Raw genomic sequence first — 16,204 nt, 5'->3', positions numbered from 1 at the left:
GTCCTTACGTGTTTGTACGGCTACCGCCGACATAACGCGGGAAGGAGGCATCGTGAGCAATCTCCTGCTGCTCACCAACGCCCTGGAGCCCTCGACTGAGGTGCTCCCGGCGTTGGGGCTGCTACTGCACTCGGTACGGGTCGCGCCCGCAGAGGCATCCGCGCTGATCGACGTCCCGCCCGCCGACGCCATTCTGGTGGACGCGCGGCGCGAGCTCGCTCAGGCGAAGAGCCTCTGCCGGCTGCTCCGTACCACGGGCGTCGCCTGTCCCCTGGTGGTGATCGTCACCGAGGGCGGCCTGGCCGGGTTGACCGCCGAGTGGGGTGCCGACGACGTCATCCTCGACAGCGCCGGGCCCGCGGAGGTCGAGGCGCGGCTCCGGATGGCCGTGGGCCGGCTCAGCCTGTCCGCCGCGGAAGAGGTTCCCGACGAGATCCGCAACGGTGACCTGTCGATCGACGAGGCCACCTACACCGCCCGGCTCCGCGGCCGCGCGCTGGACCTGACCTTCAAGGAGTTCGAACTCCTGAAGTATCTCGCGCAGCACCCCGGCCGGGTCTTCACCCGGGCCCAGCTTCTCCAGGAGGTCTGGGGCTACGACTACTTCGGCGGCACCCGGACCGTGGACGTCCACGTCCGGCGGCTCCGCGCCAAGCTCGGCGCCGAGTACGAAGCTCTGATCGGCACCGTCCGCAACGTCGGCTACCGGTTCGTCCCCGAGCGCGGCAACGAGGCCGCCGAGGAGCGCGAGACCGCTCGGCGCTAGCAGGGCCCCAAAAAGTCGTGCAAATTTGCGCAAAATTATGTGCAGAAAATTCGCGCAGGAGACAGTTCGCGCAAAGAACGTACGGAAGGCTCACCGGGGGAATCCGGTGAGCCTTCCGCGTTCGGCTACGTGTTATCCGTGGTGCCCGTGATGGTTACGGGACGACCGTGATGTGGTTGGGGACCGGGGGCGTGATCGACGGGTTCGCCGCGAAGTAGGCGGCGAAGGCGTCGATGTCGAGCGGGCCGCTCCACAGGTCGGTGCCGCCCTGGAAGGCCAGGAACGCGTCACCGCCGCCGACGAGGAAGTTGTTGGCGGCGACCCTGATGCTCTGGGTGTCCGTCACGGCGACACCGTCGATCTTCATGTTGGAGATCTTCGAACCCCACGGCGCACTCGTGCTGTAGGTGTAGGTGAAGTTCGACGAGGGCTGCAGGATCTTGGTGAAGGCCTGGTTGTTGGGCCCGCCGGTGAACTGCTGCTCAAGAACCGTCTTGAGCTGCGCACCGGTGAGCGTGACGGCCTGCATGAGGTTGTTGAACGGCTGCACGGTGAAGGCCTCGCCGTAGGTCACCACGCCGTCGCCCTCGCCCACGGCCGAGCCGGCGTAGGTGAGGTTGGCACGCACGCCGCCCGGGTTCATCAGGGCGATCTGGGCGTTGCCGCCGGTCTTGGTGGCCGCGAGCTGGCCGTCGGCGATGAGGTTGCCCAGGGAGGACTCGCCGGACGCGGCCCCGCTGTTGGTGATGTCAGCGGTGATCTTGCCGAGCGGCTTGTTGGCCACCGACGCGACGCGGTCCTTCCACGTCTGGACGAACGCGGAGATCTCCGGGTCCGGGGTGACGGTCCGGGTCACGATCTGGTTGTCGGCCACGACCGAGGAGCGCACGACGTCACGGGTCTTGACGTCCACCTGGAAGTCGACCTTGGTGATCACACGGCCGAACGAGCCGCCCTGGCTGTACAGGCGCGTGCCGCCCTTGGGGTCGGACACCTTGCACAGGTAGGCCTGGTGGGAGTGACCGCTGAGGACCATGTCGACCTCGGCGTCGACCTGCGTGGCGATCCGGTTGCCCGCACCCGGCTGGGCGGCGCAGGCGTCGGGCGACTGGCCCGCGGTGACCTGGTCGCCTTCGTGCACCAGCACGACCTGGGCCTTGACCCCGACGACCTTGAGGAGCTTGGAGGCGACGTTCGCGGCCTTGACCTCGTCGACGAACTCCAGGTCCTTGATGCCCTCGGAGGTGACGATGGTCGGGGTGGTCTTGGTGACCACACCGATGAAGCCGATCGGCACGCCGTTCATCCAGCGGATGGCGACCGGGGGCAGGGCCGGAATGCCGTAGCTCTTCAGCAGCGAGCGCAGCGCGCTGCTGCTGCCGCCGCCGAGCGCGTCGAGCGCCGCCTTCTCGGCGGCCTTGTTCGGCCGCTTCAGGAGCACGTTCGCGCCGAGGTAGCTGTACTTCGCGCCCTTCCACTTACCGGCGGGCGAGCAGCCGTCCACCGGGTGGCAGCCACCGTTCATGATGCGCATGAGCTCGGTGTAGCCCTCGTCGAACTCGTGGTTGCCCACGGCCGAGGCGGTGACGCCGACCTTGCCGAGGAACTCCACCGACGGCTCGTCGTGGAAGGCCGCGGAGATCAGGGGGGAAGCGCCGATCAGGTCGCCCTGGGCGACCTTCAGCGTGTTCTTGTCTGACATCTGCTTGAGGTACGTGGCCGCGTAGGCCGCGCCACCCGCGTCCACGGTGGCGCCGGTCTCGTCGACCATACGGCCGGACGAGCCGGTCGGAGGCTCCAGGTTGCCGTGGAAGTCGTTGAGGGAGAGCAGGCGGACCGGCACCGTCTTGGTGTGCTTGGGGGGCTTGGGGGGCTTGTTGCCGGCCTCGGCCGGTCCTACGAGGAGCACCAAACCGGCCCCGGCAAGAACGCCGGCCATGGCCAAACGCTGGAAGGAACGAGACATCATGGACCACGACACTAGGGTGACTATCTGTGCAGGGAATGTCCGAGAGATAACGATTCATAGGCCCCAAAGCTGGCGTCTTTTGCCAGTCCCGGGTGATTCGCTGAATCTGTGGTCCGCTTAGAGTCCAGGACATGAACGCGCGTGTGGAACACAGAGGACGACTGGGCGAACACGAAGTGGCCGCCGTCCTCACGATAGTAGAGGCGGCCACGGAAGCCGACGGAGTCCGGCCGCTCAACGAGCACGTGATGCTCCATCTGCGCTACGGCGGCGACGACCGGGCCGGGGCCGTACTCCTGTACTCCGGAGACGACCTCGTGGGTTACGCGCACGTGGACCCGACCGACCCGGTCGAGGGCCCGAGCGGGGAGTTGGTGATCCATCCCGCCTTCCGGAGGCAGGGTCACGGGCGCCACCTGCTGCGGGCCGTACTGGATCGGACGGGCGGGCACCTGCGCCTGTGGGCGCACGGCGGGCACCCCGGGGCCGAGGCCCTCGCCACGTCGGACGGGTTCACCAAGATCAGGTCGCTCTGGCAGATGCGCCGCTCGCTGTCCTCCCCGATTCCCGGCTTCATGCTCCCCGAGGGCGTACGGCTGCGCACGTTCGAGCCCGGATCCTCCGACGAGGAGGCCTGGGTGGCGCTCAACGCCAAGGCCTTCGCCCACCACCCGGAGCAGGGGGCGTTGACGCTGGAGGACCTGAAGCGGCGTGAGCAGGAGTCGTGGTTCGACCCGGCGGGGTTCTTCCTCGCGGAGCGACTGACCGGATCCGACGGCGACGGCACGCGAGGACCCGAGGGGGGCGCGGACGGCGACGACGCACGAGGAACCGAGGCGAGTGCGGACGGCGGCACGGCGGCTGGGGGCCGGCTGGCCGGTTTCCACTGGACCAAGGTTCACGGGGACGGCGGCCACGGGCACGAGCCGATCGGCGAGGTCTACGTGGTCGGTGTGGATCCCGCGGAGCAGGGAGGCGGGCTGGGCAAATCGCTCACCCTCGCCGGCCTGACCCACCTGCGTTCACGGGGCCTGGCCCAGGTGATGCTGTACGTGGACGAGAGCAATGCCGCAGCGATCCGCCTCTACGAGGGGCTCGGCTTCACCCAATGGGACGTCGACGTCATGTATCGCAAATAAGAGATGTGCCGGAAATGAGAGAACGCCGGTCGGCGTGGTGCCGACCGGCGTTCCCGACGGTTACCCGATGATCCAGCGGAGCGCGCAGCCCCCCTGATCACCCCGCGGAGTGCGCACGTCCCTCCGCCGTTCCCCGCATGGAGCGCGCACGCTCCTCGACGAATGTTTGATCGCCCGACGGAACACAGGAGTTTCTTGACGGCTCCTCGATCACTCAACGGAACGCGCGAGTCCCCCCGGGGATTACTCGATCATCCAGTGGAGCGCGTAGTAGGACAGGGCGGCGACCAGCGCGGCGGCCGGAATCGTGAGGACCCATGCGGTCACGATGTTGCCCGCGACACCCCAGCGCACGGCTGACAGGCGCTTGGTGGCGCCCACGCCCATGATCGCGCTGGTGATCGTGTGCGTGGTGGAGATGGGAGCGCCGAAGCCGATGGCCGCGGTGTAGAGCACGGTCGCTGCTGCGGCCTCCGCGGCGAACCCCTGCGGGGGCGTGAGCGCGATGATCCGGCGGCCGAGGGTCCGCATGATCCGCCAGCCACCCGCGTAGGTGCCCAGCGAGATCGCCGTCGCGGCCGAGAGGATGACCCACTGCGGGATCGGGTCGCCGTCGTTCTGGTAGCCCCCGACGACAAGAGCCAGGAAGATCACGCCCATGGTCTTCTGCGCGTCCTGCAGGCCGTGGCCGAGAGCCATGGCCGCGGCGGAGATCGTCTGTGCGTGGCGGAAGCCGCGGTTGGTCTTCGAGGGCTGGGAACGGCGGAAGCCCCACAGGATGCCGATCATGATGATCGCCGCCAGGGTGAAGCCGATCAGCGGGGACAGGATCATCGGAATGACGACCTTGTCCAGCACGCCGTCCCAGTGGACGGTGCTTGACGAGGCCAGCGCCGCGCCGACCAGGCCGCCGATCAGGGCGTGACTGCTTGAGGAGGGAAGACCGAAGTACCAGGTGACGAGATTCCAGGCGATCGCGCCGATGAGGCTGGCCCCCACGATCACCAGACCGTGGCTTCCCTGGGGAGCGTCGATGATGCCCTTACCGACGGTCGCCGCCACCTGCGTGCCCAGGTGGGCACCCAGAAAGTTCATCGCGGCGGCCATGAAGAGGGCGGCCCTCGGCGTCAGCGCGCGCGTCGAGACGGAGGTCGCGATCGCGTTCGCGGCGTCATGGAAACCGTTGGTGTAGTCGAAGACCAGCGCCACGACCACTACGCCGATGACAAGTGCTAGCGAGAGATCCACTTAGCTTTCCTTGACCGCGATCGACTCGATCGTGTTGGCCACATGCTCGAAGGCGTCGGCGGCCATCTCGAGCTGATCGATGACCTCCTTCATCTTGAGAACGGTCAACGCGTCGTACTCCCCGCCGAAAAGCTTGGCGAGAAGGCGTCGGTAGACCTGGTCGGCCTGGTTCTCCAGCCGGTTGATCTCGATCCAGTACTCGTTGAGGTTCTTCATCGAGCGCAGCCGGGGCATGGCCTCGGCGGTCAGCTCGGCCGCACGTTCCAGCACCTCGACCTGGCGGATGACCTCCTTGGGAAGGTGGTCGATCTGGTACAGGACGATGAGGTCGGCGGCGGCCTCCATGTAGTCCATCACGTCGTCGAGGTTCGATGCGAGACGGTAGATGTCCTCGCGGTCGAAGGGCGTGATGAAGCTCTCGTTGAGCCGGTTCATGATCGCGTGAGTGCGCTCATCACCGGTGTGCTCACAAGCGCGCATCTTCTCGGCCAGGGCTTCCCTGTCCGACCCGTCGCTGAGGATCTCGACCAGCAGACGGGACGCTGTGACGAGGTTGTTCGCCGAGTCGGCGAACAAGTCGTAGTAGCTGTCCTCACGAGGCGTGAGACGCAGGCGCACGTCGTTCTCCAGATGTGCGGGGATGGTCCGCAGAGAAGGGTACGGGTTACCAGCGGAAATACGAACTTCACCCGCTTGACACCTACTCTTCCATTAGTCGCTACCTGGCGTATACCTAGCGACACTCGGCTTGAGGGAGTCTTGAGGGCATCTTTCCGATGACCGTTTTGCTCGTTTTCGGCCACATTATGCCGAAGCCAGGTCACGTATAGGACTCTCCCCCGGGGTGAGGTCCAGCTCGGAGCCCTAGCGGCGCTCGCAAACCCCGCTTCAGCCGCGCGTTCCGCCTGAAATCCACAGGGTCGTGATCAAGGACGGGCCTGTCATCCGCGGGTGGTCACGGTGATTTCCATCACGACGATCTTCCAAACCCGCATACCGGCCATTGATCCCATCCCGAGGCGATCCTGTCCGTCTCGGGGGTCCCGTCTCGGGGGTCCCGTCCACCTCGGGATCCCGTTCGCTGTGGGGAGACCGCTCGCCCTGAGGCAATCCCGCCCTGAGGCGGCCCGCCTGTCCTGGGGATCCCGCCCGCCCCCGAGGTGATCCTGCCTGTCCTGCGGCCATCTCGGAGCAGCCTGAAGATTCCGTCCGCCCCGGCTGGTCCGGGGCGTTCGGGGGGAAGCGGCCTGCTTCAGATCTGCGTCCGGTGGAAGTTCAGGTAGGAACGGCTCGGCGTCGGCCCCCGCTGCCCCTGGTAGCGCGAGCCGTACTTCTCGGAACCGTACGGATGCTCGGCGGGCGAGCTGAGCCTGAACATGCAGAGCTGCCCGATCTTCATACCGGGCCAGAGCTTGATCGGCAGCGTCGCCGCGTTGGAGAGCTCCAGCGTCACATGCCCGTTGAACCCCGGGTCGATGAAGCCGGCCGTGGAGTGGGTGAGCAGACCGAGCCTGCCCAGCGAGCTCTTCCCCTCCAGCCGCGAGGCGATGTCATCGGGGAGGCTGATGATCTCGTAGGTGCTGGCCAGGACGAACTCCCCCGGATGCAGGATGAACGGCTCGTCCTCCTCCGGCTCGACCAACCGCGTGAGATCAGGCTGCTCGATCGCCGGATCGATGTGCGGGTACCGATGGTTCTCGAAGACCCTGAAGTAACGGTCCAGACGGATATCGATGCTGGACGGTTGGACCATCTCCGGTTGAAAGGGGTCGATTCCGACCCTTCCGGATTCGATCTCAGCAACGATGTCACGATCGGAAAGCAGCACGTGGAGCAACCTACCAACGCCACGCCTTCAAACACCCATCAACGCCGCCGCCTCGACCAGGCCGCCGACCTTCAGCCCCGTGGACGACGATGGTCACACTTTCCGCTACAGTAGTCTCGCGACATGCTCGCTGCGGGTGTAGTTCAATGGCAGAACATCAGCTTCCCAAGCTGACAGCGCGGGTTCGATTCCCGTCACCCGCTCCACACTTCAAGGCCCAGATCGGACGGAATCCCCGGACCCTGGGCTTGATTCTTCCTAGGGGCGCCACTCGCTCGCATGCGAGGTTCATGTCGCCCACACGCCTCTCAGGCGACTCCACGGAGGAAGAACTCGGCCAGCGCGGGGACCAGCACGTCATCGGAGACGCCGTGCCACTCGCCCTTTAGGGTCAGATGACGACCTTGAGGAAGAGCCGCCGCCGTCCCCTGAGCCCAGCCGCGCAGGCGTTCGTCACTGGATTCGCTGCTGATTACCAAGGTCGGCACAACAACGGATCGAAGTGTGGCGGGAGAGACGGCTTCAGTCATGCGACTGTCGTAAGCGAGGGTGTGCGCGATGCCCTCCAGCATCGGGAAGAAAGGAGCCTGCCGTATACCCGCGGTCATCTCGGGGGGAACGCCGATGCTTGTGTGGAAGTGCTCGACCGCATCGGCTCGGCGACCAGCAGCGACCAGTGCGTCGATCTCGGCCGCGAGCTCACCTTCCTGCGACGGCTTATCGAGGGTGATCGGCGGCTCAAGGAGTGAAAGCATCGAAATCGGCAGCCCAGCCACCGCTCCGAGCAGGGCAAGAGCCGCACCGGAGGAAAACCCGTGGACAAACGCCGGCCCTCCGGCCCCCTCGATCACAGCCGCAAGGTCCTCCACCTCCCTTTCCACCGCGTACGGCTGCGTGTCTCCGCTCTCGCCGCGTCCGCGTCTGTCGTAGATCACGACCGTAAATCTGCCGGCAAGGTGTTCGGCGAGCGACTTCATGGGGCCGAACTCACGGAATCCACCTGCCGCGTCGACCAGTACGAGCGTTGGTCCCGTTCCCGTCTGCTCGAATCCGATCCGCGTACCGTCGCGTGACGTTGCCGTCGCCATGATGATCCCTTCGCAGGTGACGTTGGATGCTACAGAGTTCCACCGACAATTCAGGATAAGGAAAAGGTCACAAGCATGATCGCGTGCCAGATGCGTGCCAGAACAGGCGGGGAACCGCGGTCACTCACGGGGACTCACGGTCACCCGACCCGCTCTGACCAGTACCCCTGTTTTCCAGTTCAGGGCAGCAAGGTCAGTAGATGATTCCCAAGCTGACAGCGCGGGTTCGATTCCCGTCACCCGCTCCAAACGAAAAGGCCCAGGTCAGGGATGGATTCCCGCCCCGGGCCTTGATTGTTTGCCGGGCTGGTTGGTCTTCCGCGCACGTGACGTGCCCGATCCCGGTGGATCTTCTTTCTTGAGGGCCGCTTCGGCGAGCTTCCCCATCCCGTCGGGGATCATCTGGTTCCGCCCGTTCTCAACGTGCGGATAGATCAGTGCGGTCTGCGTGGTCGAGTGCCCCATTCGGTTCATCAACTCCCGCAACGTCGTACCCGACGGCGAGGCGAATGTGTTGCCCGTATGGCGAAGGTCGTGGACCGTGGACGTGGACTCCCGAGAGGTTCGTTTTCTTCGGAGCCCTGGCCCAGATCCGGCCGAAGGCCGGCCGACGCAGCATCACACCCGTTCGCACCGAGAAAGGTGAACGGAAGACGCGGAGCCGACGGACTGTCCGGGTGCGATAGGTGCTTTGCCACTATCTAGTGTCGGCATATGCCGGGAAAATGCGAATCATGAAGGCGAAGGGTACGAGGCGGCGTAGTGATAGACCCCTTTTCCTCATGACGGCCATCTGGCTGCTTAGTACACCGATCTTGGCGTGGCTGACCTCGGCGCTGTTTATCGGCAGGGTCAGGGCCGGCCACTCGCCGGGCCCCGACGCCGTTGAAGTAGTGCTGAGGCTGAGTACATTGGCTGTGGGTGTAGGCATCCCGGTCATCGGACTGCTCGTGGCGCTAGCGGCCAGGAGGAGGCCGCATGTCACCCTGTTCGCGGCTGGTCTGCTCGCGACCTTCCTTGGTGCATGTGTCTTCGCGCTGTTGTGGATCGTTTAGCTCTACTGCGCTGGACCGCTCACCCACAGGTTGGGATTCGGATCCGGTCCTCTGTACGGGGGGTCGGCGTCTACCCATGGCGGTCTGAGCTGGCTCCGCTCTGACGGACACCGGTCCCGTCACCCGCTCTCCCAGCCTGCGGGTTGTACGTCGTGAACGTGGGCTCCCCACCGCAAGGACATCGAGGCGAACCTGACAGGCCAGCGTCCGCGTAGCCGCTAGACGCAGTCGAGGAGCGCCCTGTCGACCTGATGACGGTCGTAGCCGCGAACCGCCCGCCGTCCGGGCGTGCGGCCTGGGGGCCGGTCCCGGACGGCCGCGGGACACCGGGCCGGCCGCCGCACACCTGCCGCGCCGTACTGATCTAACGGCCCGGCCGAGATTGCCGCGCCGCCGCCCACGACTCACGCTGAGCACCAGCACTCTGCGTCAGGCCCGACTGCCCGACCGAGAAACGGTTTGCCGGAGCAGTGGTTCCGGTTCCAGGATCACCGCATGAGCGATGAACTGGCCGGATTAGACGACCTCGTTATCCAGGGCCAAACGATCAGAGGCATCAAGCTCATCAAGGACACCTTCGAATGCACCCTCACGAAGCCCTCGACTTCTACGTAGACCGGTATCGCGAGCTGCGCCAGATGCGTCCCGACGACTTCACCGAGAGTCATGAGGAGTACTGGGAGGGCTTCTATTCCTGAAAACCCACGCCTCCGGCGGGGGCACTCCGGCTCCGGGATGATCAGGCAGGCGGCTTATGCGCGTCGCGCGTGATTGTCTAGGCTGGCGGCGATCTGGACGACTCAGGGGGCGCGCATGGGTGGGGCGACAGCGGCAGACTACGCCTGGTTGAGCGAACGGTGGACCGATGGTGTCGGTACCACCGTCTTGTGCATCAACTTCGTCCGTGATCTATCCCCTGCGGACGCTCTGCGGCGGATCAAGGTCACCCCGGGTACTCTCGGCGAGTTCAGTGTCGCCGCATACGCCACTCAGGGCGGAACCGTCCTGGCCGACACCGGATGGACGACCAAGTACGTCAGCAACGTGGCCGAGCCGTTGTCATTGAGTACGGCCGTGGCCACGGTGTTCGCCGATGTCGAGAACTCGGACTTCACCTTCAGGCTGAACGAGCGGCTGATTACCACGTTCGGCTTGTACAGCTACCGCTACCGGGAGGGCGACGATCCCGATCGGCTCCTTGCGGATGTCCGTGACCTGGGCCTGTATGACGACGGCGACGGATACAGCGAGGACCCCATCGCCAGCGCTCTGGCTCTCGTCTCCCGCGCTACCGGCGTACACCTATCTCGCGCTCACTACGCCAGACCAGCCCTAACCGGTTCAACTGATCATCTGCAAGCCACCTGGTGAGTCCGGGGAGGGACGCCATGTCAGCCCCCTGATCGTCGTGCCATTAGCGTGCCATTAACCCCGGCAACGAGGGGTCAACCACGGTCACTCGCGGCCATCCCGGCAGCCCCGCCGACCAGGCAACCCGAGGTGCGCTCCCCGTGAGCGCTGCAATTCCCAAGCTGACAGCGCGGGTTCGATTCCCGTCACCCGCTCCACGCTAGAAGGCCCAGGTCAGGACATCAGTTCCGACTTGGGCCTTGTTGTTTTCACGACTGCCTTTCACTCGCGTGCCAGATTCGTGCCAGATTGGCTGATCTTGGCATGGGGGCCGCCGACCATCAGGTCTACAGATCGCGACGACTCCCCGCTCTGGGACCTCAGTCCATGATCTGGTGCAGCAGACCGATTGCCGCCAACCAGACGGGCACCCCGACCATGGGATTGGTCAAGGGGCGGCGGCGCTGCGCGCGCACCGCGCCGTACCTACGCCATCCGCCGGCCTCTGGTCGCGCCGCCGCCCCGATGCGGCACGACGATCGCCACGGGGTGGCCGATGTCTGTCGTGGTCGGGGGCGATCGAAGATCCAGGGTTCGTTCCTCACCCTGGCTCACCGGGCATCGGGGCTTGTCAGCGTCGCATTTTGCGCGATGAAGTTCGTGGCCGAGGACGGGCCGAGCCTCACGGGTTCGTAAGCGCACGAGTAGCTGAATCATTTGCGGTTCTCACGTGTGGCCTGGCCCCAGTCATGGCCGATGGCGCAGACATTCCTGCCCCTGGATAATCAGGAAGGCCGTCTTGCGCCCCTTCAGAACTATCGAGAGGTTTCTGTGCCGGAATTATCAGAGAAGGCCGTGCAAGCGGTCGCTCGGGTCGATGCCCTCCACCAATTGGGCGCCATCGCCCAGTGGCGCCCTTGCTCTCGCCATGTCACGCGCAGGCGATATCCCCGCGGCTGCGATGACTGCACATTCGATAGCGTAAGGACGTGTCCGACCTGTCGTATGTGGCCGTGTCCCACGCACCTGGCCTTGTACGACGAGACGGAAGAGGGCTGCAGTCACCGAATTCCCGTCGACCCGGTCATCGATGGAATGATCCGTCCTTCCGAGGAGTCGGTGATCGTCGCCGGCGACCGTAGAGCGACCACGGACGTTTACGCATGGTGGGGTCAGTCTCGATGGGCACCGGCGGCGTTCTGCTTCACCTTCATCGCCGACCTCGCGCCTGAAGAGGTGCTACGCCGGCTGGGACTGACCGAGGACCCCGAACAGCAGGGTTTCGCCACTATCGAAGTCGGCCGCGCCGCCGGTGGATCGATCATGGCGGAGTGGGACGGCCATGCTGGAATTTTGCGCGACGTGGTGCACACCCTGTCGCAAGGTACGTCGATCGCCAGCGTCTCGCGGAATGTCAACCACCACTCCCACTTCGTCCATGCCGTAGACGGCCACATCATCGCGCGGCTGGACCCGATGTACGCCCACTGGAGCGACAGCACCTCCCCTGAACGACTGAAGGAGGACCTCGAAGAACTGGGGATGATCTGGGATTTCGACCCGGAACGCGAGGTCTTCCCGCCGTACATCGAGGGCGCTCTGGCGCTCGCTGAACGACACACCGGCGTCCGACTGGAACCCCGCCACCTCCAGCCCGGCGCCTTGCCTCACCGCGCCTCCATCGCTCGCTACTACGAAAGCCCCGAAGGCACATTTCCAAAGCTGGCTTGACAATCGAATTGGTTGGCGTGTCGCTTTTGGAGCAGGCGATCTATGGGTTGTCTGGGAAAGCCATCCTGGGAGCCAACCCGATGGACAGTCACGAACCTGGTTGGGCTGATATGAACGGCCGGACCGCTGAGGAGCCGCACGGCAAACGAGCCAGAACGCCCTCGGACAACGTTTGGGGACCTACGGATTAGGCCCAGGCCACACCCCTCGCATGCCGGTACAGGCCGGCGACCAAAAAGAACCACGGGATGTGTGGAGACGGGAAGATACCCCCATGCGCTACGAGGCCGGGAACGCCGAGGTGCCTCCCCTCATCCACCGCTTCGTCGCCACAAAAGGAAGCGTCACTCCGGAGGGGAAATCATCGCGACGGTACATGAAGCTGCTCGGCGGTAATTTTCTCCGCCTGTCTAGACCTGAACTTGCCGTGTTCGCTCGGTCAATCGCGAGTGACGCGCAGGAGATCACCGATGACGAGCTTGGCGCACTGCTGGGCGGGGACTGGCGCCCCCGTCTCGTCGCCGCCTACCTGATAGGTCTTGACCGTCGCACTCGCTTTCATCACAAGCTTGGCGAACTGCTTTTGGAAAGCGGCGGCCCTTATGCAGGCAAGGGGTACTGCTTCGCGTTCGCCCGCTTTGGGAGGGCGGAGGACACGGGGCCTCTCATCGACTACCTCGATCGCTACCTTCCTCGTCCGGAGTGCCGCTATGAGCAGTCCTGGGCGATGGGCGCGCTCCTGCATCTGGACGAGCGCTTAGGAACCGACCATGCTGCCCGGTTCTTCGTCTCGGGCGGTCTTTGGGAACAGTCATGGCTGAAGGAGCTCAACGTCGACCCTGCCGAGCCGAAACGCTGGATCGATCGCCTGTGCCGGTTCGCCGACGATTGCATGAGCGGAGGTGACGGCACGATCGCCCACGTTGAACGCTAAAGCGGCCCCGGCCCAGACGGCGTGCCCGTTGCGTGCCCGTCAGGAGGGTGACCAAGGGGGACTGACGGGGAATGCCGGATACTCGAAGCGCTCCCCTGCAGGTCAGCGTTTCCCAGCTCAACGACCCGGTGCGATAGAGGCTTCCCAAGCTGACAGCGCGGGTTCGATTCCCGTCACCCGCTCTCAGCACGATGCTCCGGCAGTTCGCACAGGTCGGTATCCCCGCTCTCCAGAGCGCGTGACATGATCACAGGTGGGTACGATGCGCTGACTCGCTAGCAAGGAGATCTCATGCTCGGCTCCATGCTGATCGTCTACTCTCTCCCGGTGATCATGAGTGTCTTCTCTCTGCTGGTCACATCCTCACGACCATGGCGCAAGGTTCTCTACCTTGCGGCCTCCATCGGCGTCTACGTCTTGTTGGCGACGCTCGGCAACCTGCTCATTGAGGAAGAACCGGGGTTGTGGATGTTCATCTTTGGACCTGCTGTACTCATCACCGGGATCCGGTTGATCATTTCAACCATCCTCGACCTTCCGACATCGAAACAGGTCACGAGCTGATCACTGGGACATTAGCGGGCCATTAACCAGGGTGACGAGAGGACAACCTCGGTCACTCACGACCAGCCCGAGCCGCAGGTCAGCCGCCATACCCTGCCGTACTCGCTGCACTTCCCAAGCTGACAGCGCGGGTTCGATTCCCGTCACCCGCTCCAAACTTTGAACCCGCTCAGACAAGTACTTCGGGCAGCAATGTGAACGCCGACACATGTTGAGGCCGAATCAGGGTGAAGTCACGGCGATCGATCGTGGCGATCTGGGTAACGCCGAGACGTTCTGCGATGGCGACCACGGATACATCAGCGGGGTCGAGGCGAGCATCCTTATATAGCCGGACAAGTTCGGCCATGCGTCGTACGTCGGCAGGAAGCAGATCGACCAACTCAAACTCTTCAACCACGTGATCAAGGAACTGCGCGTGTACCGAGGAACCCATATGCCTGTTGATGATCCAACCAGCTTCGATAAGGATCGTCGAGGGCAGCAGCAGTGGTCCCTCTAGCTCCTCCAGGAGGCGTGGTGCTTGTCATCTCGATCGACGACGGCGACCAAAGGCCCGGTGTCCAAGAGCGTGGCGTTCACATTGACTGATTGAACCGCTCCGCCAGCAGATCTTCGACCCGTTCCGACAGATCGCCCTGCCCAGACGCACCAATCCCGGCAATCGACAACCGACGACGCTGAACGGGCTCATCCGGCTGGTCCTCCGCGGCCTCGGCCAGTTCCGGATCCGTCTTCACCAGGCGCAGCAGACGACGCGCCTGGTTCGGCGAAAGCCGGTCCACCAGATGGTGAAGCTCCTCATGCGCATGTCCAGCGGTCATAGACCCAAGTCTACGCAAGCGGTTCCGCCTGCGGCAGCAGCACGTACACCAACGGCCACGAGCCGACCGGTCCGCCACCTTTTGAAGTGTCAGGAAATCCCTCGACATCGAGATTTCGTGCCAGATACGTGCCAGAACAGACGGGGAACCACGGTCAACCAGGGGCACTAAGGACTCATGAGGCAACCACTGGTACTCGGCCTCCTCCCCGTAGGTAACTACGACGACCGCTTATCGGTTTGCCGCCGGCCGGCCCGGTCGGATACAAAGCCTGAATGCTAAAAGGCAGCAAAGTCGGGCTCAGGGCCCGGCACGAGGACGACATCCCGATCCTGCAGACCGAGCTCGCCGACGACGTGGTCAACGCCTCGCGGGCCCAAAGCCGGCCGTGGCGGCCGATCATGCCCGGCTCGAAGGACTCGCAGTTCGTGGTGGACGACAAGGAGCAAGGGCACGTTCCGTTCTCCGTGGTGGAGCTGGACGGCGGCACGCTGGTCGGCGCCGCGACGCTGTGGGGCATCGATACCCATCACCGGTCCGCGCACATCGGGCTGGGGCTGCTGCCGTCCGCCCGCGGCAAGGGCTACGGCACCGACGTGGTCGCGGTGCTGTGCCACTACGGTTTCGTCGTGCGCGGCCTGCAGCGGCTGCAGATCGAGACGCTGTCGGACAACGCTGCGATGCTGCACTCCGCCGAGCGCAACGGCTTCGTCCGCGAGGGCGTGCTGCGCCGCTCGACCTGGGTTATGGGCGAGTTCCTGGACGAGGTGCTGCTCGGGCTCCTCGTCCAGGACTGGAAGCCGGACTCGAAGGCCTAGGCTGCCGCCCGACGGTCAAGGGCAGGTCGCATGTGTCCGTACCCGTTGCATGCCCTTCAGGAGGGTGAACAAGGGGACTCAGCCCTCTCCCCGGCGAGGTATGACATCGGCCGGCGCGAAAACCTCCGAGACGATCAGCACGGGGCATGACTCGGGACGCTCCACCCCGGCGTTCTTGATCTCGAACCGCTCGCCCGCCTTCTGCAGGGTGAGTCGGTCGACCTAAAGGCTGGTCGGTGGGGCGACGACCAACTCGGTGTCCGGGTCGTGGTCGATCTGCGGGGGGCCGGCGACGACCATGGTGGCTCGGGCCCATGGCTGTTCTCGCACCATGAACGGCAGTTCCTCCAGCAGCCAGTTCGCCACGTGCTCCAACTGCTCGGGGGAGTTACCGTCGCGGACGGCCAACAAGCGCTCTTGTTCATCGAGGTCACCCTGCATCCACACCGAGGCGTCCAACCACGGGGCAAGCTCCTCGCGGATGATGCCGGTGCCCTCGACCCAGATGAAGTCGGCACCGGCGGGGACGGTGATCGATCCTGGCCGGTCGTGGGTGGTCCAGGCATCGGGGCGGAAGTCCACCGCCTCACCCCGGTGCAGGGGTTGCAGGATGTTCTCGACGAGCACGTCGCCCCAGTCGAAGTAGGCGTGGTTCCAGGCGATGTCGTCGGTGTGCACGATGGCGGAGTTGGACACCACCTTGCGTAGCCGTTCGGCCAGGGTCGTCTTGCCGGCGCCGCCCCGGCCGTCGATCGCAATCACCCGCGGACGTCCGGTGACGTCGGGTGATGCATCGCGCAGTTGCCGGACGGCGTCGAGCACGGTCATCACCCGCCAGCCGACGGCCTCGGTCTCGCCTGGATGTAGATGCATCGACACCCTGTCTCCGG

The 16,204-nt window shown here is 64.9% G+C and carries 15 protein-coding genes and 1 tRNA gene; 8 read left to right on the top strand and 8 right to left on the bottom strand.

The window, feature by feature from the left end:
- Positions 1-52 precede the first annotated feature (52 nt).
- A complete protein-coding gene (locus DKM19_RS02465) occupies positions 53-766 on the top strand; it encodes a response regulator transcription factor (protein WP_110694302.1) in 714 nt (237 codons plus the stop codon).
- 154 nt (positions 767-920) lie between these two features.
- Here DKM19_RS02465 and DKM19_RS02460 read toward each other — a convergent pair whose 3' ends face one another.
- A complete protein-coding gene (locus DKM19_RS02460) occupies positions 921-2,705 on the bottom strand; it encodes a bifunctional UDP-sugar hydrolase/5'-nucleotidase (protein ID WP_239514049.1) in 1,785 nt (594 codons plus the stop codon).
- 161 nt (positions 2,706-2,866) lie between these two features.
- Here DKM19_RS02460 and mshD point away from each other — a divergent pair, with 161 nt between their 5' ends.
- Complete coding sequence (gene mshD / locus DKM19_RS02455) at positions 2,867-3,874, top strand: mycothiol synthase (protein WP_110694301.1); 1,008 nt, start codon at positions 2,867-2,869, stop codon at positions 3,872-3,874.
- A 243-nt stretch (positions 3,875-4,117) separates the two neighbouring features.
- On the opposite strand, the gene DKM19_RS02450 is transcribed toward mshD, so the two are convergent.
- The 3 genes from DKM19_RS02450 to dcd all read right to left on the bottom strand — a co-directional run bounded on the left by DKM19_RS02450 (position 4,118) and on the right by dcd (position 6,950).
- Positions 4,118-5,122, bottom strand: a complete 1,005-nt coding sequence (locus tag DKM19_RS02450; protein ID WP_089212651.1) for an inorganic phosphate transporter — start codon at positions 5,120-5,122, stop codon at positions 4,118-4,120.
- Positions 5,123-5,740 carry a DUF47 domain-containing protein gene (locus DKM19_RS02445; RefSeq protein WP_110694300.1) on the bottom strand — a complete coding sequence of 206 codons (618 nt, stop codon included), beginning with the start codon at positions 5,738-5,740 and terminating at the stop codon, positions 5,123-5,125.
- A 634-nt stretch (positions 5,741-6,374) separates the two neighbouring features.
- A complete protein-coding gene (gene dcd, locus DKM19_RS02440; RefSeq protein WP_110694299.1) occupies positions 6,375-6,950 on the bottom strand; it encodes a dCTP deaminase in 576 nt (191 codons plus the stop codon).
- A 132-nt stretch (positions 6,951-7,082) separates the two neighbouring features.
- On the opposite strand from dcd, the gene DKM19_RS02435 reads away from it, so the two are divergent.
- Positions 7,083-7,156 (top strand) — tRNA-Gly (locus tag DKM19_RS02435).
- Positions 7,157-7,258: 102 nt separating this feature from the next.
- On the opposite strand, the gene DKM19_RS02430 is transcribed toward DKM19_RS02435, so the two are convergent.
- Positions 7,259-8,038, bottom strand: coding sequence for an alpha/beta fold hydrolase (locus DKM19_RS02430; RefSeq protein ID WP_110694298.1), 780 nt, complete (start codon positions 8,036-8,038; stop codon positions 7,259-7,261).
- A 1,868-nt stretch (positions 8,039-9,906) separates the two neighbouring features.
- Here DKM19_RS02430 and DKM19_RS02410 point away from each other — a divergent pair.
- From DKM19_RS02410 to DKM19_RS02395, 4 genes are all read left to right on the top strand, one after another.
- Entirely contained in the window at positions 9,907-10,464 is a 558-nt protein-coding gene (locus DKM19_RS02410) for a DUF6461 domain-containing protein (RefSeq protein WP_162641232.1), read from the top strand.
- 1,011 nt (positions 10,465-11,475) lie between these two features.
- Complete coding sequence (locus DKM19_RS02405; protein WP_162641231.1) at positions 11,476-12,174, top strand: DUF6461 domain-containing protein; 699 nt, start codon at positions 11,476-11,478, stop codon at positions 12,172-12,174.
- A gap of 274 nt (positions 12,175-12,448) precedes the next feature.
- Entirely contained in the window at positions 12,449-13,108 is a 660-nt protein-coding gene (locus DKM19_RS02400) for a DUF6000 family protein (RefSeq protein ID WP_162641230.1), read from the top strand.
- 291 nt (positions 13,109-13,399) lie between these two features.
- Entirely contained in the window at positions 13,400-13,672 is a 273-nt protein-coding gene (locus DKM19_RS02395) for a hypothetical protein (RefSeq protein ID WP_110694292.1), read from the top strand.
- A gap of 169 nt (positions 13,673-13,841) precedes the next feature.
- Here DKM19_RS02395 and DKM19_RS02390 read toward each other — a convergent pair whose 3' ends face one another.
- Entirely contained in the window at positions 13,842-14,183 is a 342-nt protein-coding gene (locus DKM19_RS02390; RefSeq protein ID WP_204359018.1) for a PIN domain-containing protein, read from the bottom strand.
- A gap of 67 nt (positions 14,184-14,250) precedes the next feature.
- Positions 14,251-14,496: a hypothetical protein gene (locus DKM19_RS02385; protein ID WP_110694291.1), complete on the bottom strand. Its 246-nt coding sequence runs from the start codon at positions 14,494-14,496 to the stop codon at positions 14,251-14,253.
- 275 nt (positions 14,497-14,771) lie between these two features.
- Between DKM19_RS02385 and DKM19_RS02380 the strand changes: the two genes are divergently transcribed.
- Complete coding sequence (locus tag DKM19_RS02380) at positions 14,772-15,314, top strand: GNAT family N-acetyltransferase (protein ID WP_110694290.1); 543 nt, start codon at positions 14,772-14,774, stop codon at positions 15,312-15,314.
- A 222-nt stretch (positions 15,315-15,536) separates the two neighbouring features.
- Here the strand turns inward: DKM19_RS02380 and DKM19_RS02375 are convergent, their stop codons facing one another.
- Positions 15,537-16,187 carry a uridine kinase gene (locus DKM19_RS02375; RefSeq protein ID WP_110705436.1) on the bottom strand — a complete coding sequence of 217 codons (651 nt, stop codon included), beginning with the start codon at positions 16,185-16,187 and terminating at the stop codon, positions 15,537-15,539.
- Between the last annotated feature and the right edge of the window lie 17 nt (positions 16,188-16,204).

It is taken from the genome of Streptosporangium sp. 'caverna' (assembly GCF_003203775.1).
In the GTDB taxonomy this organism is placed as follows: domain Bacteria; phylum Actinomycetota; class Actinomycetes; order Streptosporangiales; family Streptosporangiaceae; genus Streptosporangium; species Streptosporangium subroseum.
The sequence above is the reverse complement of the archived record's forward strand: the minus strand, read 5'-3'. Positions and strand labels throughout refer to the sequence as shown.

What these genes read in the sequence shown, in the direction of transcription:
- DKM19_RS02460 (WP_239514049.1), bottom strand. Translation starts at nt 2,705, where the DNA reads ATGGCCGGCGTTCTTGCCGGGGCCGGTTTGGTGCTCCTCGTAGGACCG.
- mshD (WP_110694301.1), top strand. Translation starts at nt 2,867, where the DNA reads ATGAACGCGCGTGTGGAACACAGAGGACGACTGGGCGAACACGAAGTG.
- DKM19_RS02430 (WP_110694298.1), bottom strand. Translation starts at nt 8,038, where the DNA reads ATGGCGACGGCAACGTCACGCGACGGTACGCGGATCGGATTCGAGCAG.
- DKM19_RS02410 (WP_162641232.1), top strand. Translation starts at nt 9,907, where the DNA reads ATGGGTGGGGCGACAGCGGCAGACTACGCCTGGTTGAGCGAACGGTGG.
- DKM19_RS02400 (WP_162641230.1), top strand. Translation starts at nt 12,449, where the DNA reads ATGCGCTACGAGGCCGGGAACGCCGAGGTGCCTCCCCTCATCCACCGC.
- DKM19_RS02395 (WP_110694292.1), top strand. Translation starts at nt 13,400, where the DNA reads ATGCTCGGCTCCATGCTGATCGTCTACTCTCTCCCGGTGATCATGAGT.
- DKM19_RS02385 (WP_110694291.1), bottom strand. Translation starts at nt 14,496, where the DNA reads ATGACCGCTGGACATGCGCATGAGGAGCTTCACCATCTGGTGGACCGG.
- DKM19_RS02380 (WP_110694290.1), top strand. Translation starts at nt 14,772, where the DNA reads ATGCTAAAAGGCAGCAAAGTCGGGCTCAGGGCCCGGCACGAGGACGAC.
- DKM19_RS02375 (WP_110705436.1), bottom strand. Translation starts at nt 16,187, where the DNA reads ATGCATCTACATCCAGGCGAGACCGAGGCCGTCGGCTGGCGGGTGATG.